Source organism: Kribbella sp. NBC_00662 (genome assembly GCF_041430295.1).
In the GTDB taxonomy this organism is placed as follows: Bacteria; Actinomycetota; Actinomycetes; order Propionibacteriales; family Kribbellaceae; genus Kribbella.
In genome coordinates this window covers 6,043,942-6,068,271 of record NZ_CP109029.1, presented here as the reverse complement: position 1 = coordinate 6,068,271, position 24,330 = coordinate 6,043,942, and the positions used below count along the sequence as shown (strand labels likewise).

Below are 24,330 nucleotides of genomic sequence, written 5' to 3'. Positions count from 1 at the left end.
CCCGCCCCTTGAGGAGACTCGATGCGCCTTCTCCTGTCCGCCGTGCTCGCCCTCACCTCGCCACTCGCACTGGCCGCGCCCAGCGCAACCGCCGTACCGCCGTCTGCACCGACGATCAGTCCTGCGCCGCAGCAGGTCGTCCAGCGCAGCGACGGGTTCCCGATCACTGCGGTGGTCGGGCTGGTTCGTACCTCGCCATCGGACGCCGACGCCGAACGCGTAGTACGCCAGGCGCTGGCGCGTGCCGGGGTGAAGACGATCCGCACCACCGACGGCAGCGATCCCGGCACACCGACGACGATCTGGCTGGGGCGTACGGCGTCCGTGCTGTCCGGGCTCCAGGTCCAGGACAGCACCGGGCTTCCTGCCGAGGGGTATGTCCTCGCCGCCGGACGTGATCACCAGCACCGCGCTCAGATCGTGCTCGACGGGGTCGACGCCGACGGCACCTTCTATGCCGCTGAGTCACTCGCCCAGTTGATGCAGCGGAGGTCGATGCCCGGTGTTGCGATCCGGGACTGGCCGACGATGCGCTACCGCGGCTCGATCGAAGGCTTCTACGGCACGCCGTGGTCGCAGGCGGATCGGCTCGACCACCTCGACTATCTCGGCGCGCATCGGATGAACACCTACGAGTACGCGCCCAAGGACGACCCGTACCACCGCGAGCAGTGGCGCGATCCGTACCCGGCCGACAAGCTCGCGCAACTCGGTGAACTCGTGACCCGTGCGCGGCAGAACAAGGTCGACTTCACCTTCGCGCTCTCCCCCGGTCTGTCGATCTGCTACACGTCCGAGTCCGACTTCCAGGCGTTGATCGCGAAGTTCGAGTCGTTGTACGAGCTCGGCGCACGGTCGTTCAACGTGCCGCTCGACGACATCGACTACAACACCTGGCACTGCGACGTGGACCGCGCGAAGTACGGGACCGGCGGCGAAGCAGCCGGTCGGGCGCAGAGCGACTTGCTCAACCGGGTGCAGCGCGAGTGGGTCGAATCCAAGCCCGACGTGGCGCCGCTGCAGATGGTGCCGACGGAGTACTACAACGTCAGCGAGACGCCGTACAAGAAGGTACTGCGGGAGCAGCTCGACCCAGCCGTCGTCGTGCACTGGACCGGCGTCGGGGTGGTCCCGCAGACGATCACCGCGGCCCAGGCGGCTCAGGCGAGGGCCGTGTTCGGCCACGACATCCTGATCTGGGACAACTACCCGGTCAACGACTATGCGGCGGGCCGGCTGCTGCTCGCACCGTACACCGGTCGCGAGGCGGGGATCGCCGACCATGTGGCGGGCGTGATCTCCAACCCGATGAACCAGGCGGCGGTGAGCAAGGTCGCGCTCTACTCGTTCGCCGAGTTCGGGTGGAATCCGGCGCGGTACGACGCCACGCCGGTCTGGCTGCGTGCGCTCGCAGAGCAGGCCGGCGGCGATCGGCGTACGGCTGATGCCTTGCAGGTCTTTGCCGATCTCAACACGTACGACGGGACGCTGCATCCGGAGAGTGCGCCGGTGTTCGGCGCGGCCGTCGAGTCGTTCTGGCAGCGGTGGCGTAGTGGGCAGCGTGCCCAGGCGATTGCTGCGCTGAGGCCGCGCGTGAACGCGATCGTCGCGGCGCCGGGGACGATCCGGAGCGGCGTGGTCGATCCGGACTTCACGCTCCAGGCGGAATCGTGGCTCAAGGCAACCGAATTGTGGGGGCAGGCGATGAGCCGCGCCCTGGACCTGTTGACCGCGCTCGAGGCGGGCAACGGTACGGCGGCCTGGACCGCGCGTCAGCAGATGAGTGCGCTCGTGACCGAGGCGAGGGCGATCCGGGACAGCCGGGCGCCGCACGACGGGACCTATCCGCGGATCGGTGAACGCGTCGTCGACGAGCTGATCGCCGAGGTCGGCCGAGTGCACGACCGCTGGCTCGGGGTGACACCTGGCCGGTCCGCGACGACGAATCTCGGGACGTATCAGGACAACGTGCCGGCTCGGATGGTCGACGGTGACGAGAGCACGTTCTTCTGGAGCAACGGCGCGCCGGGTCCGGGCTCGGAGGTACGGGTCGATCTCGGGTCGTCGGTCCAGGTCGGCGACATCGCCGTACTGATGGGCAAGTCCGGGAGTCCGGACGACTACATCCACTCGGGTGCGCTGGAGTACTCCGTCGACGGGACGCAGTGGACCGAGTTGACTCGCGCGACGACGGCCGAGGTACGGCTCACTGCGCCGGCCGGGACTGTTGCGCGCTACGTCCGGTACCGGTCGTTGACGGCGAGCGATTTCTGGCTGGTGGTGCGGGAGTTCTCGGTGCAGACGATCGGCGGGAATGTGACGACGCTGACCGCGAGCGGTACGCCGGACCCTGCTGCAGGATCGTCGTACCAGCGGGCGGTGGATGGTTCGGTGGACACGGCTTATGTGCCGGCGACCGCGCCGAGTGCCGGTGATGCGTTGGTCGCGACGCTCTCGGCGCCGCGCTCGCTGTCCCGGTTGACCGTCCTGCAGTCGTCTGCGGGCTCCGCCGACGTCGAGGTCCGGGTCGCAGGTGCTTGGAAGCGGGTTGGGTCGGTGTCCTCGTCGTACGCCGAGGTTCGTGTCGGTGATCTGCTGGCGGATGCGGTGCGATTGGTGTGGACGGGCGGTAGCCCGGCTGTGGCGGAGCTCGTGCCGCGGTGGACCGACACTCCATTGATTGCCTTGAGCACCAGTGCTGATCGGGTCGACGTGGTGCGCGGCGCTTCCACGAATCTCGCCGTCACCCTCGAAGCCGGGCGCGACGTATCCGGCACTCTGCGCGTCGCCGCGCCGCCGGGCTGGACCGCTACGAGCATGCCCATCAGGCTCAAGCGCGGACTCCCCCAGACGGTGACCATCAAGCTGACGCCACCGGCCGGCGCCCCGTTGGCCGACGTCGATGTCCCTGTGACCTTCGCCTCCGCCAGGAGCGTTCTACGCGTCGCGGTGCGTCCACCGACTTCATCCGTCAACATTGCCTTACATCGGCCGGTCGTTGCCTCGGGCATCGAGCCGGGGACCACGTTCAGCGCCGACCTCGCGGTGGACGGCGATCCGGCGACCCGCTGGGCCTCGGCGTACGACGACGCGTCCTGGCTCCAGGTCGACCTGGGGGCTCCCACCCGCTTGGGCAAGATCGTGCTCCGGTGGGAAGCGGCGTACGGCTCCGCCTACAAGATCCAGGTCTCGGATGACGCCACGACGTGGACCACAGCGACCGAGGTTGCCGATGGTGACGGCGGGACCGACACCCTTTGGCTGGACACAACCGCCCGCTATGTCCGTCTACAGGGCGTGCATCGGGCGACGCAGTACGGCTATTCGGTCTACGAGGCCGAGATCTACCCCGCGGTCTGACTGGCAGCGACGGCCAACCGGTCCACGAAGTCGTTCATCTCGTGGCCGGAGTGCCCTTTGACCCAACGGAACGCCACGTCGCCGCGCTCTATCACCAGCTCTACCAGCGGTTCCCAGAGGTCCTTGTTGGCAACGGGTTTCTTCGCGGAGGTGAGCCAACCGCGATCGAGCCAGCCCTGGTACCACCGGTCCCGGAAGCAGTTCACGACGTACGTCGAGTCGGACACCACGAGCAGGGGGCCGCCGTTCGAGCGCACGGCCTCGAGGGCTGCGCGGATCTCCATCCGCTGATTCGTCGAGACAGCCTCGTGGCCCGCGGCGTACTCCGTCGTCGACAACGCCCAGGCCCAGCCACCGGGACCTGGGTTCCCGGAGCAGGCTCCATCGGTGAACACGGACCGCGCCCCGACGGGCACCGTCATATCGGCCGGCCGGGGCCGGCGCGCACGAGCTACAGGCATCCGAGCACCCTACTCCTGCCAAGATCGGTTCCATCGAACGCTCGGAACACCGGGGGTGCGGGCGTCTGATGAGTGCCACCACCAGCACCTCGCCGGCCTCTAAGACACGTTCTTCACCAGCCAGCGCGCCAGCGGGCGCAGCTGATGGAAGGTGTCGAGTACTCGATAGGCGGCGGCCGCGGTGTGGATCCACTCGTCACAGCCGAGCGGCCGGCTTGCGATAAGGGATTTGTGCCGCAGCAACTCCGCTCGCGGATGGTCGGCGGGACAACCGCGCAGCGGCCGCTTCAGCAGGTCGCCCGAGATGGCGAACCCGTCGCGCTCGAGCTTCCGCAGTACGGCGACCAGCCGCTTCCCCGACGCTGCGTCTGCCACCGCGGTCCGATACCGCTCGATCTGCTCCGACGGCGCGTACCACCACGCCAGTCCGACCTCGAGACCATCGAGATCGAACCGGACCCCCAACTCGATGCTCCGCGCCAGCCGCACAATCGCGCGCTGCCGCTGCCACGCATCCAGCAGGACGTCGCCGTACCCCCACACCGCGAAGTCCTCGTACTCCGGATCCGCGTCCGCCACCGCATTCAGCAATCCGACCATCGGCCGCCGAACCAGCTCCTCCCGCTCCCGCCGGCACTCCCGCCGAACCTCGGCAGAAGGCTCCCCCTCCAACCGCAACAAAACCTCGAACGCACCCCCGGACCACCCCTCAAAACTCCCACTCACGCCGCGCAGCTTAACCAGCCAGGCCCGTATGTCGCCGGATCGCTACGCCGAGCGACGGCGACGTGGAGCCCGCGCGGGGGGTGTTTCCAGGCGTGAAGATCATCCGGTAGAGGTGAGGACGCTCGGGTGCCGGGAGGACAGGGTTGGGGACAGGCGTTTCGCGCTCCGAGAAAGGACGCTGTCATGAGCTTCTGGGACGTTGTGTGGTTCATCATCATCGCCTTCGCGTTCACGGCGTACCTGATGATGCTGTTCTCGATCGTGGCGGACCTGTTCCGCGATCCGGACACCTCGGGGCTGGCCAAGGCTGCCTGGCTCATCGCGCTGGTGTTCTTTCCTGTGCTCACCGCGCTCGTGTACGTCATCGTCCGCGGCAGGGGTATGGCCGACCGTAACCTCGCCGGCCGGGCCGCCGCGCAGAAACAGCAGGAGGCCTACATCAAGGACGTCGCGGGCAAGGCGAGTCCGACCGATCAGATCGCCCAGGCCAGCGCCTTGCTGGAGAAGGGCACCATCTCTCAGTCCGAGTTCGACACTCTGAAAGCGAAGGCGCTCGCGGCCTGACTTGTGCACCGCGACCGGGAGGGATCGGCAATGAGCGAGCCCGACGAGGTACGGCGTCTGCGTGAGCGGGTGAATCAGCTCGAGACGGAGCTGGCGGCGCGCCGGCAACAGGTGGCCGGGGAGCCGGCGCGCCGACGGTTCAGTTGGCGCGCTGTCGTGTCCGCGCTGCTCATCACGATCGCCTGTCTGCTCGCACCCTTGTCGGTCACTGCGGTCTGGGCGAGCAGGCAGATCTCCGACACCGACCGGTACCTCGAAACGGTCGCACCGCTGGCCGATGATCCCGCGGTTCAGCAGACCATCGCCGACGCGGTCACGAACGCGATCTTCACCGCGGTCGACTTCCGGGCGATCGTCACCGAGACGCTGGACGCGGTCGCACAGCAAGGCGTGCCGCCGCGGATCGCCGACAATCTCCAAGCGCTCAACGGACCGCTCGTCAACGGCATCGAGAATTTCGTCAGCGGGCAGGTCGACAACCTGGTCGCCAGCCCGCAGTTCGCGGCCGTGTGGCGGCAGGCGAACGAGACCGCACACGCCTCGTTGGTCAAGCTGCTCGAAGGCAACCAAGGCGGCGCGATCAGCGCACAGAACGACACCGTCACGCTGAACCTGGCACCGATCATCGCCGAGGTGAAGCAACGCATGGTGGACAACGGCTTCGCCCTCGCCGACAAGATCCCGGTGGTGGACAAGTCGATCGTGCTCGTGCAGTCCGACGGGGTGACCAAGGCGCAAGGGCTCTACCGGCTCCTCAACACCGTCGGGACCTGGCTGCCGGTCATCGCCCTCGTCCTCCTCGTCGCCGGCGTGTACGTCGCCCGCGACCGCCGCCGCGCGCTCCTCAGGGGTGCGCTCGGAGTCGCCGGCGGGATGCTGGTCCTCGGCGTCGCTCTGACCCTCGGCCGCGTCTTCTACCTGAACGCCCTGCCGCCCGAGGTGATCTCGAGGGACGCGGGTGGCGTCGTCTTCGACACGATCATCCGGTTCCTGCGGTACGGCCTGCGCGCGGTCGGCGCCCTCGCACTGATCGTCGCCCTCGCCGCCTACTTCACCGGCCCGTCCAACGCCGCGGTACAAGCGCGCACGAAGCTTGCCGGGGGCATCGGATCACTGCGCGGCCGCGCCGAGAAGGCCGGGCTGAACACCGGCCGGGTCGGCGGATGGACCTTCGCCCACAAGCGTCTGCTGCTGATCGCCAGCGTGGTCGGCGGCGCGCTGGTGCTGACGCTGTGGTCCCGGCCGACGACCACCGTCGTGGTGGTCACCGCCGCGGTGGTCCTGTTCGTCGTCGCCCTGATCGAGTTCATCGGACGTCCCCCGGTCCCGGCCGGCGGCGAACCGCCCAGCGCGCCGGCCTGACCGCGGCTACAGTCCGGTGACGGCTTCGAGGCGACCGCTCTTGATCGCGTTGAGGAACACCTGGTAGTCGCGTTCGTTCTGGTCGGCGTACGCCTCGGCGTACTCGACCATCGCTTGGGGGAACGCGTCGTCACTGTTGAGGTACGTCGCCAGCGCGATCCGGTCTCCGGACCGGGCATGGGCCCTGGCCAGCGTCCACCCGCACAGCTGGCCGTACATCGTCATGCCGGACGGGTCCATCTTCTCCACCGCGGCCGACCCCTTCATGTCCCGCAGCTGCCTGATGTAGAAGTCGCGGGTCCGGCCGTCGATGCCGTCGGCCCGCTGCCAGCCGAGGAAGATGTCACTGGCCGCCTGCATCAACCGCTGCCCCGTCACCACGCGCTCGCCCTCGTTGCAGGGTGCGGACCGTCGCCTGAGCGCGGCCGGGACCTTCGACTTGAGGACCGACGGTCCGGCCTCCTTGAGCTCCAGGAAGAGTGGATCACCGTCGTCGCGGCCGCGCAGCAGTACGATCCAGCATCGGGTGCCGACGCTGCCCACGCCGACCACCTTGCGGGCCACGTCGACGATCTCGAACTGGTCGAGCAGTGTCCGCAGCTCGTTCGGCAACGACCTGCGGTAGAGGTCCAGCACGGCCTCGATCCCGGTCTCGAGCTCCTGCCGGCGGGCCTCGGGAAGCAGGTCGGCGATCGGGACGACCAACGGCGGATCAGCCTTGATCCGGACGCCGTCGTCGGTCATCTCGCACAGCTTGGTGAAGGCCTTGAGGTTTCCGCTGCCGGGCGCCTTCAGCAACGTCTGATCGACGTTCCTGCGGCGACTCGAGGCCACCTTGTTGCGCATGATCTGCTCGACCTCGTCGATGTCCGCGCGGGCGAACCAGACGTCCAGAGCTCGCATGGTCCCGAACTCGGCGCTGGCGTCGCGATAGCGTCGTACGGTCTCCAGGACCGCCTTGCCACGATGTTTGCGGGAGAAGCCGTTGCCCCGGCCGGCGACCGCGATGCTCGCGACGAGACGTTTGACGTCCCATTCCCACGGACCGGCGATGGTCTCGTCGAACTCGTTGATGTCGAAGAGCAGCCGCCGTTCGGGCGATCCGAAGACTCCGAAGTTCAGCAGGTGGGCGTCACCGCACACCTGCACTCCGAGGCCGGACACGGGCGCCGCGGCCAGGTCCGCAGCCATCCCGACGGCGTTGCCCCGGAAGAAGGCGAAGGGCGACACCGTCATCCGGCCGTACCGCACCGGGACGAGTTCGGGGATCCGGGATCCGGCCTGCTGCTCGAGTAGTGCGACCGGATCCTGACGGCCCGACGGCAGCACGAGCTCCGCCTGCTCTCGCGGTGGCAGCACCACCCGCGCGGCAAGTCCCAACCGGGCCCGGTCGGCGGGAGCGAGACGGCGGACAGTGGACACCGATCCGCCATCGGCGCGAGCTGACCCAGGGGTGGGCGCGACTCGTCTCGGTGTGGCTGCGGCTATCGGCGTCACCATCGCGTTCCGTGCAGTCATGGTGCCCCTCCCCCTCCGGTCGTGATCGAGTCGCGTGATCCGGCTCTCAGTCGCGAGATTCCACCCAACACCTGCGGAGAGCCGGCCAGCATCACCCCGGCCGGATGAACGGCTTGGCTCGAGGCGGCGTAGGCCGGCACGACGTCAGTCATCGGGTGGAGGGCGCGGCGGGTCCTTCAGGCGCACCATCCGGAAGGAGTTCAGCAGTCCGGCCAGACCGGCGAGAATCGGGATGCACAGCGCCACCTGCAGCGCGATCGGTCGCGCGTCGGTGTTGATCCGGATGATCTCGTCCCGGACGTCCTGCGGTTGCTTGGCGAGCACCTTCTCCAGCTCGGTGTTGGTCATCACTTCGGCATCGTGTTCCAGCGCCTTCGCGACCTGATCCTGCTGGGCCGGCTGAAGGACGGTGCTGGCCTCCGCGCGGTTGGTGAAGGTGAAGGACAACGTTGCCAGCATGATCGCCCCGGCGAAGGCCAGCCCGAAGGACAGTCCGAACGAGCCCGCCGCCGAGTTGACGCCGGCCGCCTCGCTGACCCGTTCCTGCGAGACCGGCGACAACGTGTAGTTGTTGAGCTGGGACACGAGCAGGCCCAGGCCTACTCCCGTGAGCACCAGCGGTGCGATCAGGGCCCAGCCCGAGTCGGCCCTGGGCACAATCGGCAGCAGCACCACCAGCCCGACAGTGAGGATCACGAAGCCCCACCTGATGATGTGGCTCGGGCGGCGTCCGCCCGCCTTCTTCTCCGCGAGGATCGCCGTACCGAACATGCTGAGCGACAGCGGCGCCATGGTGAGGCCTGCCTCCATCGCGTTGTACTCGAGAACCATCTGCAGATAGATCGGCAGCGCGATCATCGTGCCGCCCAGCGCGATCTGCTGCAGCATCTGCCCGGAGATGCCCAGCCTGAAGGCCGCGGAGCTGAACAGGGCCGGGTCGAGGAGCGTCGGCTTGCTCTCACGCTTGCGTCGCACCAGCCAGTAGACGAACGCCGAAAGAGCGATCACGCCGACGGCCAGGGTCAGGCCGACGTACTCGCCGCCCTCCTGCCAGATCAGGATGCTCAGCACGATGCCGCCCATGCCCACCACCGACAGGGCGGCGCCGATCACATCCACCCGCCGGGATCCCGTGTACGGCGCGTCGTGGACGAGGCCGCGCCCGCCGATCACGACGACGATCACCACGACCTCGAGCAGGAACCCGACCCGCCAGGACAGGTACGTGGTGATGAAGCCGCCGAGAAGCGGTCCGACCGCGGCCGCCAGCGCAGCGGCGGCTCCGACCAGGGCGTAGGCCTTCGTCTGCTCCGCTCCCTCGAAGTTGCCGTGGATCAGTGACTGCATCGCGGGCAGCAGGAGCGACGCCCCGATGCCACCGACCAGGGCCCAGAACACGATGATCGCAGTGAGGCTCTGAGCCAGCGTCATCGCGAGGGCGCCGATCGCGTAACCGCACAGTCCCAGCAGGTAGGCGCGCTTGCGGCCGATGAGGTCCCCGACCTTGCTTCCGATCAGGATGAACGCCGCCGACACCAGCGCCTCGAGCGCGATCGCGGACTGCACACCGCTCACCGTCGTGTCGAGATCACGGACCACCGAGGAGATCGAGACGTTCATCAGCGAGGTGTCCACGACCAGCACGAACATCGCCATCGCCAGCAGCAGGGCGAGCCGTGGGTTCGCCTTGGTGCCGGCGGGGCTCCCGCTCGCTCCGTCGGTCATGGCCGGGCCGGCGCACTCGTCGAGACCGAGCCAACCGCCGGTGCGACCTGACGAATACTCAGCACCATCAGGTCCGCCGCCTGGAGCATCGCGACCAGGCCGGCGATTCCCTCGTCGTCGCGGACCCGCACCCGGAAGACTCCAGACATCTGGTGACAGGCCAGCGGGCCCGCACAGAAGGCGAGAACGGCAGGCCGCAGCTCCCCCTGCACAACGACCTGGTACGACTGATCGCGACGCTCGGGCGGCTTCATCATGGCCCCACGTCCGGATCGATCTCGCTCGACTCCGGCGTTGCAGAGCCGGGGTCCAGGATCCGGCGGACCTCGACGACTTCGATGCCCAGGGCCCGCAAGCGGGCCAGCAGACCGTAGAGCGCCGACTGGTCCGGAATGCTGTAGACGACGGTGTTCACCTGGTTGACCGCCAGTGTCACCGCGCCCACGTCACGAAGATCTTGTTCGGGTACGGCGCCCGCCACGCTGATCTCGTACGTCGCGTCGACCATCGAACCCACTCCGTTCCCCAACGCCTGCGTCCGACGCTCGCAAAGCTCAGGGGACGCTGCTTCATCCCTGCGGGGTGAACTCTCCGCGACGGTCGCGGATCGACAGCGCGTCGTCAGGAAAAGTTCGGCAATCGGACGGAGAACGCTGGTTTCAAAAGACTTTCCGTGGTTGATTCAAAGTGTGCGACTCGCCGCGCACCGCCTCACCAGCGCTCGGAGATGTCGCACGTCGCTAGGAGGGGACATGCCGAGCGAAGGACACGTAGGGGCGGACAACGAAAGCACGACATCACCGGATGCGCCATTCGGGGAATGGCCGAAATCCACTACCAGGACCACGACGAGGACCACGACCAGGACCTCGACCAGGACCTCGACGGTGCCACCGGCAACAGTGCCGCGGCCACGGCTCGTCGAGCGCGTGAACCTGGCGGTTCAGCGGTCACTCACGCTGGTCAGTGCGCCCGCGGGCTTCGGCAAGACGATCCTGATGGACTCGTGGGTCGAACGCTACTCAGGGCCGGCTGTGGTCAGGCGAGTCGCGCTGGATGTCGGTGGCGAACAACCCGAGGCCATGCTGCGGGACAGCCTGCACGGCCCGGATCGCCGTGTGCTGGTGCTCGTGGTGGACTGCGGCGACCTCATGATCACTCCGGAGTTGGGGCGGAGCCTCGATCGCGTCATCCGTGGCAACGTGGGACATGTCCGGATGGTCCTCGTCACTCGATCCGACCCACCGTTGCCCCTGCACCTGTACCGGTTGGCGGGCACCGTTGCCGAGATCCGGGCCGCCGACCTGGCCTTCACGACGGATGAGACGGCGGCGCTGATGCGCCGCCACAACGTCGAGCTGACCGACTCGGAGATCGCCGAGCTGCAGGCCCGGACCGACGGCTGGCCGGCCGGCCTGATGTTCGCGGCCATGAATCTGGCCGGCAAACCCGACACCACACGGGCCATCCGGGAGTTCCGCGGCGACGCCGGGAACGTCGCGGCGTACCTGATGTCCGAGGTCCTCGACGCACAACCCCGGCAACTGCGTGAGTTCCTGCTCCGGACCAGCATCGTCGACGAGATCCGGCCGGGACTGGCCGCGGCACTGACCGGGCACCCCTGTGACCTTCGGTCGTTGCAGTTCATCTCCCACGGCAACTCGTTCATCCGGCCGGTTCCGGGGACAGCGGACCACTACGCCTACCAACCCCTGTTCCGCGAGTTCCTCCGCGCCCATCTGCTGTTCGAAAGGCCGGATGACGTGTGTGGCCTGCACCGTACCGCCGCCGGCTGGTTTGCCCGGAACGGTCGGCCACTGACAGCGATACATCATGCCGTCACGGCAGGCGACTGGGAGCACGCGGCCCGGTACCTGGTGGAGGCCCTTGATGTGGCCCATCTCCTCGTCGGGTGCCGGCGCAGGCAACTGACAACGCTGTTCGCCGGCATGCCCGACGAGCTGGACGCTTCCGAGGCCGCGGCGGTCAGAGCCTCCCGGGCGCTGGCCAACTTCGATGTCGATCGCTGTACGGCCGAACTCGGCAAGGCGAGGGCCTTGCTGGACCATCAGGTGTCCGGTCGACGTCACGCGGTCGAGCAGGCCATCAGCGTGCTGCAAGCAGTCTGCGCCAGTCTCAGGAAGGACACGGAGGTCGCCCTGGGCGTCGTTCTGACCGCAGAGGCTCGACTACGGGCGGCATCGCCGGAAGCAGGTGTCGCGCGGCCCGAGTCGAGACTGCTGATCGCCGGCTGCAAGGGCCGGGTTCTGCTCGAGCGCGGGGAATTCCAAGCGTCCCTGACGGCATTGAGCGAAGCCATCGCGATCGCGGAAGACATCGGTGCCCAGGAGGCTCTGGCTCACCTCCTCGGTATGGTCGCGCTGGTGGATGCGGTGTGGGGACATCTGCGACGAGCCGGGGAGGTCGTCGCGCGTGCGACCGAGCTGGTCGACTCGGAGGCGCAGCCCTGCCTTCCTCAGTCAGTGATCGTGGCCGAGGCCTGGATGCGTACCGAACAGGGTGATCTGTCCGGTGCCGAAGCCATGGTGCAGCGCGCCGCGGAGGCCGCTCCGACCCACAACACGCGAGTTCTGGCTGCCGCGCTCGCTCTGGTTCGCGCCCGGCTGCTGCGCGCCGACGGCGACCTCGAGCTGGCCGGCGCGGAACTGCGGGCCGCCAGCGACAGCTACGGTACGGACGGCTGGCTCGGCCAGGCCCTGATCAACGACGAGGCGAAGCTGCTCGTCGCACAGCACCAGCCGCAGCAGGCCATCACCGTGATCGAGCAGTCCCAGGGCCGCGACCAAGCCGGATCACTCCTGGTCCTGCAACGCGCGGCGGCCGAGGCCGGCGAGCGCGTGCCCCCGCAACCGCCCCGCGCCACAGATCGAGCCGTCCCGCTCGAGACCCAGGTGGACAGCTGGCTCATCCAAGCGGCGGCGTCGATCAGGACCGGGGACACCGCGCGCAGCGGGCTCTGTCTGGAGCGCGCCCTCAGACTGGCCGCTCCCGAGCACCTGAGCCGTCCGTTCACCGAGGCGCCACTGCAGCTGGAGAGGCTGCTGGAGCCGACCGCCGACCTGGTCAAACGGCATCCGTGGCTCCGTACGGCGAGTCTTGCTCAAAGCGGCCAGACCGCGGTCGACCGCCGGCCGGCACCGCGGCCCGAGGTGGTCGTCACCACCTCGTTGACCAGCAAAGAGCACGAGGTGCTCGAGTATCTCGCCGAACTACTGACCACCGAGGAGATCGCCAGCACCATGTACGTCTCCGTCAACACGGTTCGGAGCCACGTCCGCAGCATCCTCCGCAAGCTGAACGCATCCCGACGGAACGAGGCCGTCCGCCGGGCCTGGGAGCTGGGCCTCCTGCCCTCGCGTCCGGAAGCCTAGTCAGAGTGGTTGCCCGGGTCGCCAGTCGTAGATGACCGACGTACGCAGGACGAGGTCCTGAAGAGAACTGCGGTGACTACCAGCGGCACACAGCAGCAGCCCGAGTGGGAACAGGGCATAGAAGACGGCTCGCAGCAGCGCGACGTACGGCCGCAGCCGTCGGCCACCTCGGCTGACCACCCGCAGTCCCATGACGTGACAGCCGTAGGTCCAGCCAGTGGTCGACCACGCGACGGACAGATAGCCGACCAGAAGCAGGAGCCCGGTCGCCACGGCCGGCAGCGGGGAGGCCTCGCTGAAACGGAAATCCCGTGGACTGATCAGGAACCTGAAGCCGTTCACAGCCAGGTAGCCGGCCAGCAGCGCTACCAGCACCACGACGCCGTCGATCACACCGGCGATCGACCGGCTGACGAGACCCGCTCGTCGTCCCTGGTACGGCTGGGCTTCCCGCGGGACGATCGACACGGGTTCGTCCGTTCTCATGGTTGCGCGGGCGTCATCCCGGGTTCTGCCCGGCCACGCCGCAGCCTCAGCCGGGCCACCACCCGGCCGACGGCCTCATCGCCGGAGATGCCCTGCATGCGTACGCCGCGGACGGTGTCGGAGGCAACGGATCCGGTGGACTGCCGGATCATCTCGGCGAGATCGACCTCGGCGATCACGCCTTCGGCCATGCCGGCCATGTCGATCCGCTTCAGCACCTCGTCCGCGACCGCCGGAACCAGCCGGTCGAGCACGAGCGACAGCTGACGCTCCAGCTCCTGACGTCCTTGACCACCGCGCCGGCCGAGAGCCGCCAGCCAGGTAGCCGCCTGGTAGCGCTCCGCGAGCATCGGTGGCCGCAAGATCACGACGGCGACCGGGTTCAGGACTCCCCCGACTCGGCGGCCGACCGGGCTGAGAGCTCCGCCGACGCGGCGGCCGACCGTCTGTGCGGCGGCCGCTGCCAGTACGGACGCCCCGACTGCCGCGTCGAGCACGGTGATCGCGTCCCGGCTCGGCGGCGGCACGTCAGGCGGGCTTTCGGACTGCTCTGGAGTACCCACGCCACCATGCTCCGCCTGGGCGGCCGCAGGCACCTCATCCTTGGTGGGGGAAACCCTCGACGGCGACGACATGGCCCGGGACTCAGAATTCCCCGCGCCGGCGCATCTGCCGGGGCCGGCCGTCCGGGTCGTAGACCAGCCGGTACAGCGGTTCCGCCCAGAGCGCCTGGAAACGGCTCACCGGTTGCGTGTGGTGCGCACGGATCTGCCCGGTCGGCCGGTCGCCCTTCCTGCCACCGGCGTACCAGGCGTCCAGCTCCGCAGCGGTGCGCCGCCACAGCTCGAAGCCCGCCTCCGGGCCGAGCTCGGCCAGGCGGTGGCGCGGCATGCCGAGGTGCTCCGACCACACCTCCAGCCGCAGCTCCCGGGCCAGCCGACGGGTGCCCTCGGCAACCAACTCGGGGTCGTCGACGGTACCGTCCAGAACGGCGCAGGTGAGTTCGCTGTCGCAGGTCCAGGAACGTCGGTTGAAGTTGTCCGATCCGCAGGTGAACCACACGTCGTCGACGATGCAGATCTTCGCGTGGACGTAGATCGGAGCGCCCTCGGCGTTCTCCAGGTTGTAGATCGCGACCCGCTCGGGCGCGGTCCGCCGCAGCATCCGGACGGCGCGCAACTGGCCGAAGCGGGCCGGCGGACCACTCACCGCCCCGTCGGCGTCGGGGTACCGCGGGACCACGATGATCACGCGGAGACCGGGCCACCGCTCCAGGGCGTCGTGGATCCCCTGCGCGATCAGCTCCGACCACAGGTACTGGTCCTCCAGATAGATCAGCCTCCGCGCATTGCCGAAGGCCTTCATGTACGCCCGCGCGATGCTCCGCTCCCCCAGCGGCGCGAAGGGATAGCCAGGACGTTTGTGGGCATACGTCCGCAGTACCTGTACGGCGTGTGGCCCGGCCGGCGGCGGATCCGGGAAGGACTCCGGCAGCGACTTCGGATGGCGGGGCATCCGGGCCAGCCGTTGCACGACCATCCGGTACGGCGTCCGGCGGTCGAGCGGATGACCGTCGTCCCAGCGCTCGACGAAGGTCCGGAGCAGATCGCCGACGACCGGTCCCCGGATCTCCAGACACGCGTCGTGCCAGGGCGTGCGATCGCCGTACCTGCGATCCATCGGCGCCTGCTGCGGATCGCCCAGATGCTCGCCGTCGTCCCGACGCTGGTGCGACAGGTCGATACCGCCGACGAACGCGACGGCCAGCTCCGGCCGGCCCTTGTGCCGGATCACGAACAGCTTCTGGTGATGCGAGGCCAGCCGCCGGACCCGCTGGTCGAGCAGCACCTCCGCGCCCGCCTCGTTGAGCTTCGTCCCCAGGCGCCGGTTCTCCCGCGCGTTGAACTGCAGATGGTCGGAGTGGGATCGCCACAGCAGTCCCCTGATCTCGACCCCCGATCGGGCCAGGTCGGCCAGCACGGCGCCGATCGTCGGGCCTTCCGGCAGCAGCTTCTCGTCCGCGTCACCACGCCAGTCGGTGAAATAGACCCGGTCGCCGGCGTGCAGTGTGCACAGCTCCTCGTACAGCCGGCGGAAGTACGTCGACCCGTGGATCAGCGGCCGGACCAGGTTGCCGTCGACCCAGGACCCGTCCACGTCCCCCATCCGGTCGATGTCCGTGCCGGGATTGCCGCGCTCGTCCGGGTGCAAGAACCATTTCCCGGCAGTGTGGTCGATCATCGTGACACCCCTCGGTCGCGCGTTGTCACACGTCCGCGGTGTCGCGGGCGACCCCGCTGCGCTGTCCGTGCTGTTCGAGATAGCCGACCAGGACGCGATGGAGTTCGTCCGCGCCGCGGATCGGCCGGTCCGGGATCACCAGGTCGGGTGGGGCGAGAAGCAACGCGCGGCCCTGCCACCCGCCGAGTCCACCGTGACTGCCGACGAGTCCCTCGAACGCGGAAACCTCGCCGGTGTCGTGGTCGACCGAGCTGAAGACGTACAGGTCAGGTGCCTCAGGCATCGACACCGCCCGCAGCAGGTCTGCCGGGATCAGTGACCCGAACGACGCCAGCGGGTCGTCGCCTGTCACCTTCGAGTCGGTCAGCCGGTGGACGCCCGACGGTCCGACGACCAGTGGTCCGTGCTCGGTGCTCATCAGCGCGACGAAGGTGACCCCGTCGTGGTTCACCAGTCCGGGCACAAGGGCGGGCCAACGGTCGGTGATCTCCTCCAGCATCAGCCGGTGCTCCTCGGCGGCGTACACCAGGCCGAGGTTTCCCGAGCCGAGGACGACCAGCTCCGAATCGTCGGTGACACTGGGCGGTGCGGAGCGGCGCTGCACCCGGACGGCGGCACCGTGGGCGACCCGTCCCCTGCTGGTGTCAGCACCGGAAAGGTCGGCGAGCAGACCGTTCAGGCGCCCCCAGCCCTCGACCGGCTGCTCCACCGCTTCGACGCGTGCCGCGGTCAGCTGCGAGCAGACGGCAGCGAGATCGACGCCGTACCGGTCGGCGAAGATCGCACCCTGGGACTGCCCGTGGTCGGACAGGACGACCAGGCGGTACGGGCGCGGCGCGGCCTTGCCGACCGCCTCCAGGCAGGCGAGCACGTGATCGAGCCGGTCGAGCGCGGCCAGCGACTCCGGCCGCAGGGCGCCGGCGTGATGAGCGACCTCGTCGTAGTCCACATAGTCGACGTACACGACCCGGGTGCCGCGGATCATCTCCTCGGCCACCAGGGCGGTGTTGAGATCCCGCAGTACGACGTTCGTCACCGCCCGCATGCCGGCGAAGAGCCAGCCGCGGTGTCCGCGCGGACGTACGTCGCGACGTCGTTGCCGCCGGGCCTCGAACCGCTCCCGGCCGATCTCCGCGATCGCACCGAACAGACTGCCCGCGAAACCGTCCGGTCTGGCCAGGTACCAGGCAACGCGGCGACGCGTGTCGGCCGAACCGCGGCTGAGCTCGAGCTTGCTCATCGTCAGGACCGACCTCTCGGCGTCACCGCTGAAGAGGTTCGAGATACTCACCCCGCCGCCGGCCAGCAGACCGCGGCCGTCGGACGCGCGGCGCTCGATCTCGGCGGCGTCGGCGGCCCGGTTCGCCACCAGCACCCGCCCGAGCGCCCGGTCGTACCAACGGAACGCAGGTACGCCGTCGATGCGGCCGTGCAGGATCCCCAATTGACTGGCCGGCGTGGTCGGAGGCAGCACCGGCGTCCACTCCACCAGGCGATAGCCGCCGTCACGGACCCACCGCCCCACGGTCGGCAGGGTGGCGGCCAGCAACTGCCAGCGCAGGACGGGGAAAGGAACGCCGTCGAGCTGAACGAAGATCACGCCGGGAGCCTCGGGATCGTCGACCGTTGTACGCCGCCGCCTGGTTCGGCGGACCAGGGCCGCGGTCAAGGCTTCCGGCGTACCAGAGGTGCACAGCCACGCCACGATCGTCGTCGCGGCCGCAACGATCCACGCCGCGGCCAGCACGACCCAGAACGAGTCCGCCTCGACCCCCGGGATCAGGCTCAGGGCCACTGCGAGGATGACAGCCTGGCCGAGCACCGCCAGCAGCAGTACCGCGAGCCATCCGATCGCCGCGCTCGCGGCAACGAGCAGCGGACGAACCAGCGCGCCGACCAGCAACGCGGCCGCGGCAGCGGCGAGCAGCTGCGGGAACGACGAGAAGCGGAGGCCCGGCAGCACGGCCCCTGCGAGCGCCAGGGCCAGGACCGAGGTGACGTAGGTGGCCACGATCCGGCCGAGATCACCGGTTCGCAGCCGCGCCGTGGACACAATGACCGGCCGTCAGCGGCGGAGCGCGCGTGGACGCGTCAGCGCCCAGATCACCCACACGTCGAGGGCGATCAGCAGGATCGACCAGAACGGCGCGTAGGGAATGAAGAAGAAGTTGTCGATCGCGCTCAGCACCACCAGGAAGAGGGCGACCACCCCGGCCCAGGTCTGCCGGGCGAACAGACCGATGCCGGACGCGATGACGGCCAGGCCCAGGACCAGGTGGATCCATCCCCAGGCGGTGATGTCGAGATCGAAGGCGTAGCCCCGGATGCGCACGAAGTAGTCGTCGTTCAGGATCGCGGCGAACCCGGCGATCACGTGGAAGGCGCCGATCATCAGCATCATCGTGGCGGCGAAGGCGACTCCGGCCATCGCCCAGCCCGAGTCGGCCTGCGACTCGAACGCGCGGTTGTCGGTCATCTGTATCCACCCCTCCTGCTGTGTCCTCGACAGGTGTCGAGTTGCGCATCGACACTAGGACCGCATCGACCGGCGGCGCGTCACCCTTGGCGGACGACGTCAGTGCGTCAGGGCGGCCTTCAAGGCGACGATCAGAAGGCCCAGAACGAGGTTGATGACGCCCGCGGCGACCAGGCGGCTCCTGGTCGCGCCGGCTTTGGCAGCGATGTACAAGGCCCACCCCAGCTGGGATACGACCGCCACGACGAGCGCCAGCCAGGCGGCGCCGGAGTTCGACAGCCCGACGAGCGTGCCGATGCCGACTGCCGCCGCGGGAGGAACCGCCGCCTGGACGATCGGCCAGTCCCGTCGGGCAGCGATCCGGAACTCTCGCAGGGACATCAGCGCTCCGCCCGACCGCTCTCCGACCAGATGGGCGTACACATGGGAGAGCCAGAAGACGATGCCGGTCGCGAGCAGGAGTGCGATCAACTCCCCGGGCTGCGGAGGTTCTTGTCCCGGGCCGGTTCCGGCAACGACCGACGCCGCCAGCAGAGACCCGTAGATCGCACCGGCATAGTCGGACGGCTCTCGCTCCGGCACGGTTCTGGCCGCATCCACCGTCGGCCCGTCACTCATCCGACCTCCTTCGCAGGGCCGCTCTACCTCCGGAAGCCTCTCGCAGTGACAGCTGTCGTCGCCTCACCCTCACCGGATGACGCGATCGCCCGGTGACGAGGATCATCCCGGGCGGGTGATGCCTGCCAAGGCCTGTCTGAGCGACCTTCGAAACCACGGTGGGTCGAGAGGGAGGTTGCGACGATGCCCGCAGGCTCCACGAAGTCCCCCGACCACCTGGTGCCGGCGGCCGGTGCGACGCCTCCGCCGGTCACGCTTCCGCGCGGAGTTGTCGTCCTCCTCGGCACGGCGGCCGCCATCCTGACCGCCGCCGGACTGCGCGGTTTCGCGGACATCGCCGGACCCGTCTTCCTCGCGCTCACACTGACGATCGCCGTCAGCCCGCTGCGCCGGCTGCTGGTCAGGCGAGGTATGAAGAGGTGGCTTGCCGCGCTGATCGCGCTCGTGGTGGTGAACGCCGTCCTGCTGGGAGTGGCGGTGGCGCTGGCCCTGTCCGTCGCCAAGCTGGCCGCGCTGCTACCGACGTACCAGGACAGGTTCGCCGACCTGGTCGACGATGTCCGGGGCCGGCTGGCAGACCTCGGAGTGGGCGAGGAGCAACTCCAGGCCGCACTGCAGAAGATCAACCTCGGGGCGTTCTTCGACGTCCTGCAGGGCTGGCTCTCCGGGTTCCTCGGGGTCGTCTCGAGCCTGGGGTTCGTCGTCATCGTCCTGTTCTTCATGGGCCTCGACGCCACCGCCTTCTCGGACCGCCTGCGTGAGGCGGCGCGGATCAGGCCGGACGTCAGCTCCGCGCTGACCGGCTTCGCCCGCGGTACGACGCGCTACCTGGTCGTCTCGACCGTCTTCGGACTGATCGTCGCCATCTTCGACGTCGGCGTCCTGTACCTGCTGGACATCCCGCTGCCCTGGCTGTGGGGCCTGCTCGCCTTCATCACCAACTACATCCCGAATGTCGGGTTCTTCATCGGGGTCATCCCGCCCGCGCTGCTGGGACTCCTCGACCATGGCTGGGCGACCTTGCTCTGGGTGATCGTGTCCTACAGCGTCATCAACTTCATCATCCAGTCGATCATCCAGCCGAAGGTCGTCGGCGAGGCGGTCGGCCTGTCCACGACGCTCACCTTCCTGTCCCTGGTCTTCTGGGCCTGGGTGCTCGGCCCACTGGGCGCCGTACTGGCCATCCCGATGTCGCTGCTGGTCAAGGCTCTTCTCCTGGACGCCGACCCCTCCACCCGGTGGCTGAACGGCCTCATCTCCGGTGATCAACTCCCCGAGCACGCTCCAACCGTGGAACCGGCGGACCTCCCTGCTGCCGAGGCCGCCACCGAGCAGATCGGATAGGAGGACGCCATGTGGCGCTCGGTACTGCTGCGCGAGTTTCCGGACCACGACAGCTGGTCGGTTCGGGGTCTCCCCGGCACCTGGTCACCGGGCCCGCTCGCACCGGGTCCAGCCGGGGGCATCGCGACGATCGCACCGGGCCGCAGTCTGCACTACGTGCTCGACACCCCGCTGGTCGAGGTGGTCGGCATCAGCTGCCTGCTGCGGTTCAAGCATCCCGGTCGGATCGTCGACTCGTCGGTGCGGATCCTTCGTCTCGGAGAGGCGTTCGAGTTGAGTCTCGAACCGTTGACCACCTTCCGGGCCTTGGTCCGGATCCGGCTGCACCGGTCCTGGCACGACATCGGCCAGCTGGCGAATCCGGCGACCTGCTTCACGGAACTCGGATTCGACTGGCACACCAGCGGCAAGACCTACCTGCGCGTGGACGGGCACCTGGTCGGCTATCACGACGCCCTGAGCCGAGGGGCCCGGCTCAGCATCTCCGACATCACCTTCGGCTCCCCCGAGCCGGTCCTCACGTCGCCCGCGCCGTGCTACGAACTGGGCGAGTTCTCCGTCCGCACCCGCACCCGCCGGACACGCTGGCCGCGGCGGCAGCCGGCAGATGTGCACTGACGTCGACAACCCCCGGGGTCAAGTACGGCGTTCTGCACGCGCCTGCGTCACGGCCCAGATGACCCACACGCAGAGCGCGATCACCACGAGCGACCAGACCGGCTGGTAGGGAATGAAGAAGAAGTAGTCGATCGCGGTCAGCCCGGCGATGACGATCGCGACCACGCCGGCCCAGCCCTTGTTCATGAACAGGCCGAACCCGGTGACCACCACCGCGAGGCCTAGCACGAGGTGGATCCAACCCCACGCGACGGTGTCGAGGTCGAACGCGTACCGCCGGCTGACGACGAGGTAGTCGTCGTCGAGGATCGCGGCCATCCCGGCGACCATCGAGAACGCACCGATCATGACCATGACGCTCGCGGCGAAGGCGATCCCGCCTATCGCGCCGCTCGACACATGCTGCCGGTCGTCCACATCGCCAATATCGCCAATATCGCCGACATCGTGCATACCGCCCATATCGCCGCCGTACGTCATCCTGCCCACCCTCCTCGATCAGCTCCCCACCCTGACGACGATGCCCGCCCGTCCCCCGCCTCACATCGTCCCGCCGGGGTGAGATGCCGGTGCTGTTTCGCACCTAGGCTCGCAACCACTCCCGGATGAGGAGACCTCGAACGCGGAGGGAGCCGGCGTGAACGGTAGTCATCTCCTGAGCGCTCGTCCGGTACTGCGGTGGCTGCGGGCGGTCCGGCCGGAGCGGCGGAGTTTGCGGGCCGACGTGATCGCGGGGCTGCCGGGCGCGATCAGCAGCGTCCCCAACGGGATGGCGTCCGCGGCACTCATCGGAGTGAATCCGATCCACGGGCTGTACGCGAGCTTCGCCGGGCCGGTCGCCGGCGGGCTGACGACGAGCAGTCAGCTGATGGTGGTCACGACGACCACGGCCGGCGCCCTCGCCGCCGGATCAGCCCTGGAAGGTGTCGATGCCGCCGACCGGCCGCAAGCCCTGCTCCTGTTGACGGTCCTCGCCGGCGTGGTGATGATCGTGGCGGGAGTCGCACGGCTGGGGCGCTACACCCGCTTCGTCTCGCACTCGGTCATGACCGGCTTCCTCACCGGGATCTCGGTCAACATCGTCCTCAGCCAGCTGCCTGGACTGACCGGCGCCGATGCCGCCGGGCAGGTCGCCCTCGCCAGGGCGGTGGACGTCGTCCTGCATCCCACCCGGATCGACGTCTCGTCCCTGCTCGCGGGACTGGGCGCGCTCGGCATCCTCATCGGCCTGTCCCGGACCCGGCTGGCGGCGGTGAGCTCGTTGGTGGCGTTGGTCGTCCCAACGGTCGTCCTGGTCGTCGCCGGCGCCGACGACGTGACGCTGGTCAAGGACACCGGGCAGATTCCCCGCGGCCTTCCGCTGCCGCAATTGCCGGACCTCGGCCAGTTGTCGTTTCCCTTGGTCACCGGGGCGCTGGCGGTCGCGGCCATCGTCCTCGTCCAGGGCAGCGGTGTCGCCGAGGCCGCTCCGAACCGGGACGGGACCACCTCGAGCGCGAACCGAGATTTCGTTGCCCAGGGCATCGGTAACCTCGCGGCCGGCTTCTTCCGCGGTCAACCGGTGGGCGGGTCGGTCGGTCAGACCGCCTTGAACCGGACAGTCGGCGGCCGCACCCGGTGGGCGGCGATCCTGTCCGGTCTGTGGATGCTGGTGATCCTGGTGGCCTGCTCCAGCCTGATCGGACTCGTCGCCATGCCCACGCTGGCCGCCATCCTCGTCTACGCGGCCGTCAAGTCGCTGAAGCCGGCTGAGCTGGCCACGATCCTGCGCACCGGACCGACCTCCCAGATCGCGGTTGTGACCACCTTCTGCGCGACCCTGTTCTTACCGGTCTCCGCTGCGGTCGGCATCGGAGTGTCGCTCTCGCTGCTGTTGCAGCTCAACCAGGAGGCCTTGGACCTCAAGGTCGTGCAGCTGATGCCCGTCGGCGGTGGACGATGGACCGAACACCCGGCTCCTCCACGCCTGCCCAGTCACCAGGCGACCGTCCTCGACGTCTACGGCAGCCTGCTGTACGCCGGCTCACGCACACTGCGGGTCAAGCTGCCCGACACGGCCGGCGCCGAGGGACCGACCGTCGTACTGCGGCTGCGCGGCCGGACCGCTGTGGGCGCGACGTTCGTCAAGGTCGTGGACGACTACGCCGTTGCCCTGACGACCGTCGGCGGCCGGTTGTACCTCAGTGGAGTCGATCCCACGCTCGCCGAACTGCTCCGTCGTGCCGACCGGCTGGACGTGTCCGATCCGGTCGGCATCTTCGAGGCCACCGAGCTGGTCGGGGAATCGACCGAGCAGGCGCTCCGCGAGGCAGAGGCCTGGGCGGTCCGGCACCGACCGGACAGCTCCGGTCAGTAGCGGCTCTGCGGCCCGCCCGGAATGGTACGGCGACTGCGCATCGCCGAGCGCGCTGCTCCGCTCACCAGCGTGCCGATGGCGATCCCGACGAGGAGGTTGATCGCCGCGGTCGCGACCTTCGACGACGTCGAGCCCTCGGCGACGAACGGCGCGAGTGTCGCCGCGACCGTGGCCAGCGCCATGATCCAGCCGAAGAACAGCAACGGCCGTGGCGTGGACATCACCAACAGGTGCATGAGACCAGTGGCGAGCAGCGCCGCGATAGCACACCACAGCGCGTACATCCCTGTGTCCGCGTCTCCCCAAGTGCCCTCGCCTTCGGGTGCGAGCACAGGTACGTCGAAGACGCCGCGGGCTAGCAGGATGCCGACCACCGCGATCAAGGCGGCCACGACGGCCGTAGCCGCGCCCCCGGCCCACAACCGACCGCCGGCCACCGCGTGCGCACCGCCTTGCGTGGGTTGAACTGTCATGACGTCTGCTCCTTGTGATCCAGCTGAAGGGCCAGCCGGCCGGACAATCGCCCGAACAGCGCCCCTACCGTCGCCCCGACCAGGACGTCGCTCGGATAGTGGACGCCCGTGTAGACCCGCGAGAACGCGACGACCGACGCTGCGATCCGCAGCACCGGGCGAAGCGCGGGCAGGACGTCTCCGACCGCAACGGCGAAGGCAACGGCCGACGCCGAGTGCCCGGACGGAAAGGACCCCGAGGCGGGCATCCGCACCCACCGCTGCACGGGTACGCCGAGGCCGCGGCGGTCGGGCCGCCGCCGTACACCTGCCGTCTTCTTCATCGGCTGGTTCACCACCAGGGACGCGGCCCCGATCGCCGCGATCCCCGCGACCGCAGCCCGCCGGCCCCGTGGCCCGCCGGCCAGGGTCAGCGCACCGGCGACCAGGAACCACGGCTTGGAGAGGTCGGCGAAGTCGGACACCCGCCGCAGCGGTTCGTCCAGGACCGGCGTGGACAGCCGTGCCACCGACCGGTACAGCGCACGGTCGTAACGCGCGAGACGATGCGGCGAGGCGGTCACACGAAGGTTCCCGTCACCAGGTCAGCTCGATCTCGATCAGATCCATG

The 24,330-nt window shown here is 68.9% G+C and carries 22 protein-coding genes; 7 read left to right on the top strand and 15 right to left on the bottom strand.

The window, feature by feature from the left end:
* Positions 1 to 21: 21 nt before the first annotated feature.
* A complete protein-coding gene (locus OHA10_RS30055; RefSeq protein ID WP_371402116.1) occupies positions 22 to 3,360 on the top strand; it encodes a beta-N-acetylglucosaminidase domain-containing protein in 3,339 nt (1,112 codons plus the stop codon).
* Here the strand turns inward: OHA10_RS30055 and OHA10_RS30050 are convergent.
* Together OHA10_RS30050 and OHA10_RS30045 are read right to left on the bottom strand one after the other, a co-directional pair.
* Positions 3,345 to 3,821, bottom strand: coding sequence for a ribonuclease H (locus OHA10_RS30050; protein ID WP_371402115.1), 477 nt, complete (start codon positions 3,819 to 3,821; stop codon positions 3,345 to 3,347). The two genes, OHA10_RS30055 and OHA10_RS30050, sit on opposite strands and share 16 nt — an antisense overlap.
* Before the next feature lie 99 nt (positions 3,822 to 3,920).
* Positions 3,921 to 4,547 (bottom strand): DUF2461 family protein, encoded by a 627-nt coding sequence (locus tag OHA10_RS30045; RefSeq protein WP_371402114.1) that lies wholly within the window; start codon positions 4,545 to 4,547, stop codon positions 3,921 to 3,923.
* 183 nt (positions 4,548 to 4,730) lie between these two features.
* Here OHA10_RS30045 and OHA10_RS30040 point away from each other — a divergent pair, with 183 nt between their 5' ends.
* Together OHA10_RS30040 and OHA10_RS30035 are read left to right on the top strand one after the other, a co-directional pair.
* Entirely contained in the window at positions 4,731 to 5,111 is a 381-nt protein-coding gene (locus OHA10_RS30040; RefSeq protein ID WP_371402113.1) for an SHOCT domain-containing protein, read from the top strand.
* 30 nt (positions 5,112 to 5,141) lie between these two features.
* Complete coding sequence (locus OHA10_RS30035; protein ID WP_371402112.1) at positions 5,142 to 6,473, top strand: hypothetical protein; 1,332 nt, start codon at positions 5,142 to 5,144, stop codon at positions 6,471 to 6,473.
* Between the two features lie 6 nt (positions 6,474 to 6,479).
* On the opposite strand, the gene OHA10_RS30030 is transcribed toward OHA10_RS30035, so the two are convergent.
* The 4 genes from OHA10_RS30030 to OHA10_RS30015 form a co-directional block, all read right to left on the bottom strand.
* Complete coding sequence (locus tag OHA10_RS30030) at positions 6,480 to 7,991, bottom strand: DUF2252 domain-containing protein (RefSeq protein WP_371402111.1); 1,512 nt, start codon at positions 7,989 to 7,991, stop codon at positions 6,480 to 6,482.
* Positions 7,992 to 8,135: 144 nt separating this feature from the next.
* Positions 8,136 to 9,716, bottom strand: coding sequence for an MFS transporter (locus OHA10_RS30025; RefSeq protein ID WP_371402110.1), 1,581 nt, complete (start codon positions 9,714 to 9,716; stop codon positions 8,136 to 8,138).
* Positions 9,713 to 9,973 carry a hypothetical protein gene (locus OHA10_RS30020; RefSeq protein ID WP_371402109.1) on the bottom strand — a complete coding sequence of 87 codons (261 nt, stop codon included), beginning with the start codon at positions 9,971 to 9,973 and terminating at the stop codon, positions 9,713 to 9,715. Before OHA10_RS30020 ends, OHA10_RS30025 begins: the two co-directional genes overlap by 4 nt.
* On the bottom strand, positions 9,970 to 10,224 hold the full coding sequence (locus OHA10_RS30015; RefSeq protein WP_371402108.1) for a hypothetical protein: 255 nt from the start codon (positions 10,222 to 10,224) through the stop codon (positions 9,970 to 9,972). Before OHA10_RS30015 ends, OHA10_RS30020 begins: the two co-directional genes overlap by 4 nt.
* A gap of 379 nt (positions 10,225 to 10,603) precedes the next feature.
* Between OHA10_RS30015 and OHA10_RS30010 the strand changes: the two genes are divergently transcribed.
* Positions 10,604 to 13,108 carry a LuxR C-terminal-related transcriptional regulator gene (locus tag OHA10_RS30010; RefSeq protein WP_371402107.1) on the top strand — a complete coding sequence of 835 codons (2,505 nt, stop codon included), beginning with the start codon at positions 10,604 to 10,606 and terminating at the stop codon, positions 13,106 to 13,108.
* On the opposite strand, the gene OHA10_RS30005 is transcribed toward OHA10_RS30010, so the two are convergent.
* The 6 genes from OHA10_RS30005 to OHA10_RS29980 form a co-directional block, all read right to left on the bottom strand.
* Positions 13,109 to 13,576, bottom strand: coding sequence for an RDD family protein (locus tag OHA10_RS30005; RefSeq protein ID WP_371402106.1), 468 nt, complete (start codon positions 13,574 to 13,576; stop codon positions 13,109 to 13,111).
* Between the two features lie 14 nt (positions 13,577 to 13,590).
* Positions 13,591 to 14,157 carry a hypothetical protein gene (locus tag OHA10_RS30000; RefSeq protein WP_371402105.1) on the bottom strand — a complete coding sequence of 189 codons (567 nt, stop codon included), beginning with the start codon at positions 14,155 to 14,157 and terminating at the stop codon, positions 13,591 to 13,593.
* 82 nt (positions 14,158 to 14,239) lie between these two features.
* Positions 14,240 to 15,835 (bottom strand): phospholipase D family protein, encoded by a 1,596-nt coding sequence (locus OHA10_RS29995; RefSeq protein ID WP_371402104.1) that lies wholly within the window; start codon positions 15,833 to 15,835, stop codon positions 14,240 to 14,242.
* Positions 15,836 to 15,860: 25 nt separating this feature from the next.
* Positions 15,861 to 17,888 (bottom strand): phage holin family protein, encoded by a 2,028-nt coding sequence (locus OHA10_RS29990; RefSeq protein ID WP_371402103.1) that lies wholly within the window; start codon positions 17,886 to 17,888, stop codon positions 15,861 to 15,863.
* Between the two features lie 12 nt (positions 17,889 to 17,900).
* The gene (locus OHA10_RS29985; RefSeq protein ID WP_371402102.1) at positions 17,901 to 18,311 is read right to left on the bottom strand and encodes a hypothetical protein; all 411 of its coding nucleotides are present in this window, start codon (positions 18,309 to 18,311) and stop codon (positions 17,901 to 17,903) included.
* A 99-nt stretch (positions 18,312 to 18,410) separates the two neighbouring features.
* Positions 18,411 to 18,929, bottom strand: coding sequence for a hypothetical protein (locus OHA10_RS29980; RefSeq protein WP_371402101.1), 519 nt, complete (start codon positions 18,927 to 18,929; stop codon positions 18,411 to 18,413).
* A 183-nt stretch (positions 18,930 to 19,112) separates the two neighbouring features.
* On the opposite strand from OHA10_RS29980, the gene OHA10_RS29975 reads away from it, so the two are divergent.
* Entirely contained in the window at positions 19,113 to 20,273 is a 1,161-nt protein-coding gene (locus OHA10_RS29975; RefSeq protein ID WP_371402100.1) for an AI-2E family transporter, read from the top strand.
* A 9-nt stretch (positions 20,274 to 20,282) separates the two neighbouring features.
* Positions 20,283 to 20,891, top strand: a complete 609-nt coding sequence (locus OHA10_RS29970) for a hypothetical protein (RefSeq protein ID WP_371402099.1) — start codon at positions 20,283 to 20,285, stop codon at positions 20,889 to 20,891.
* 18 nt (positions 20,892 to 20,909) lie between these two features.
* On the opposite strand, the gene OHA10_RS29965 is transcribed toward OHA10_RS29970, so the two are convergent.
* Positions 20,910 to 21,371 (bottom strand): hypothetical protein, encoded by a 462-nt coding sequence (locus tag OHA10_RS29965; protein WP_371402098.1) that lies wholly within the window; start codon positions 21,369 to 21,371, stop codon positions 20,910 to 20,912.
* Between the two features lie 157 nt (positions 21,372 to 21,528).
* Here OHA10_RS29965 and OHA10_RS29960 point away from each other — a divergent pair, with 157 nt between their 5' ends.
* A complete protein-coding gene (locus tag OHA10_RS29960; protein ID WP_371402097.1) occupies positions 21,529 to 23,247 on the top strand; it encodes a SulP family inorganic anion transporter in 1,719 nt (572 codons plus the stop codon).
* Here the strand turns inward: OHA10_RS29960 and OHA10_RS29955 are convergent.
* On the bottom strand, positions 23,241 to 23,720 hold the full coding sequence (locus OHA10_RS29955; protein WP_371402096.1) for a DUF6069 family protein: 480 nt from the start codon (positions 23,718 to 23,720) through the stop codon (positions 23,241 to 23,243). The two genes, OHA10_RS29960 and OHA10_RS29955, sit on opposite strands and share 7 nt — an antisense overlap.
* The gene (locus tag OHA10_RS29950; RefSeq protein ID WP_371402095.1) at positions 23,717 to 24,283 is read right to left on the bottom strand and encodes a phosphatase PAP2 family protein; all 567 of its coding nucleotides are present in this window, start codon (positions 24,281 to 24,283) and stop codon (positions 23,717 to 23,719) included. Before OHA10_RS29950 ends, OHA10_RS29955 begins: the two co-directional genes overlap by 4 nt.
* Between the last annotated feature and the right edge of the window lie 47 nt (positions 24,284 to 24,330).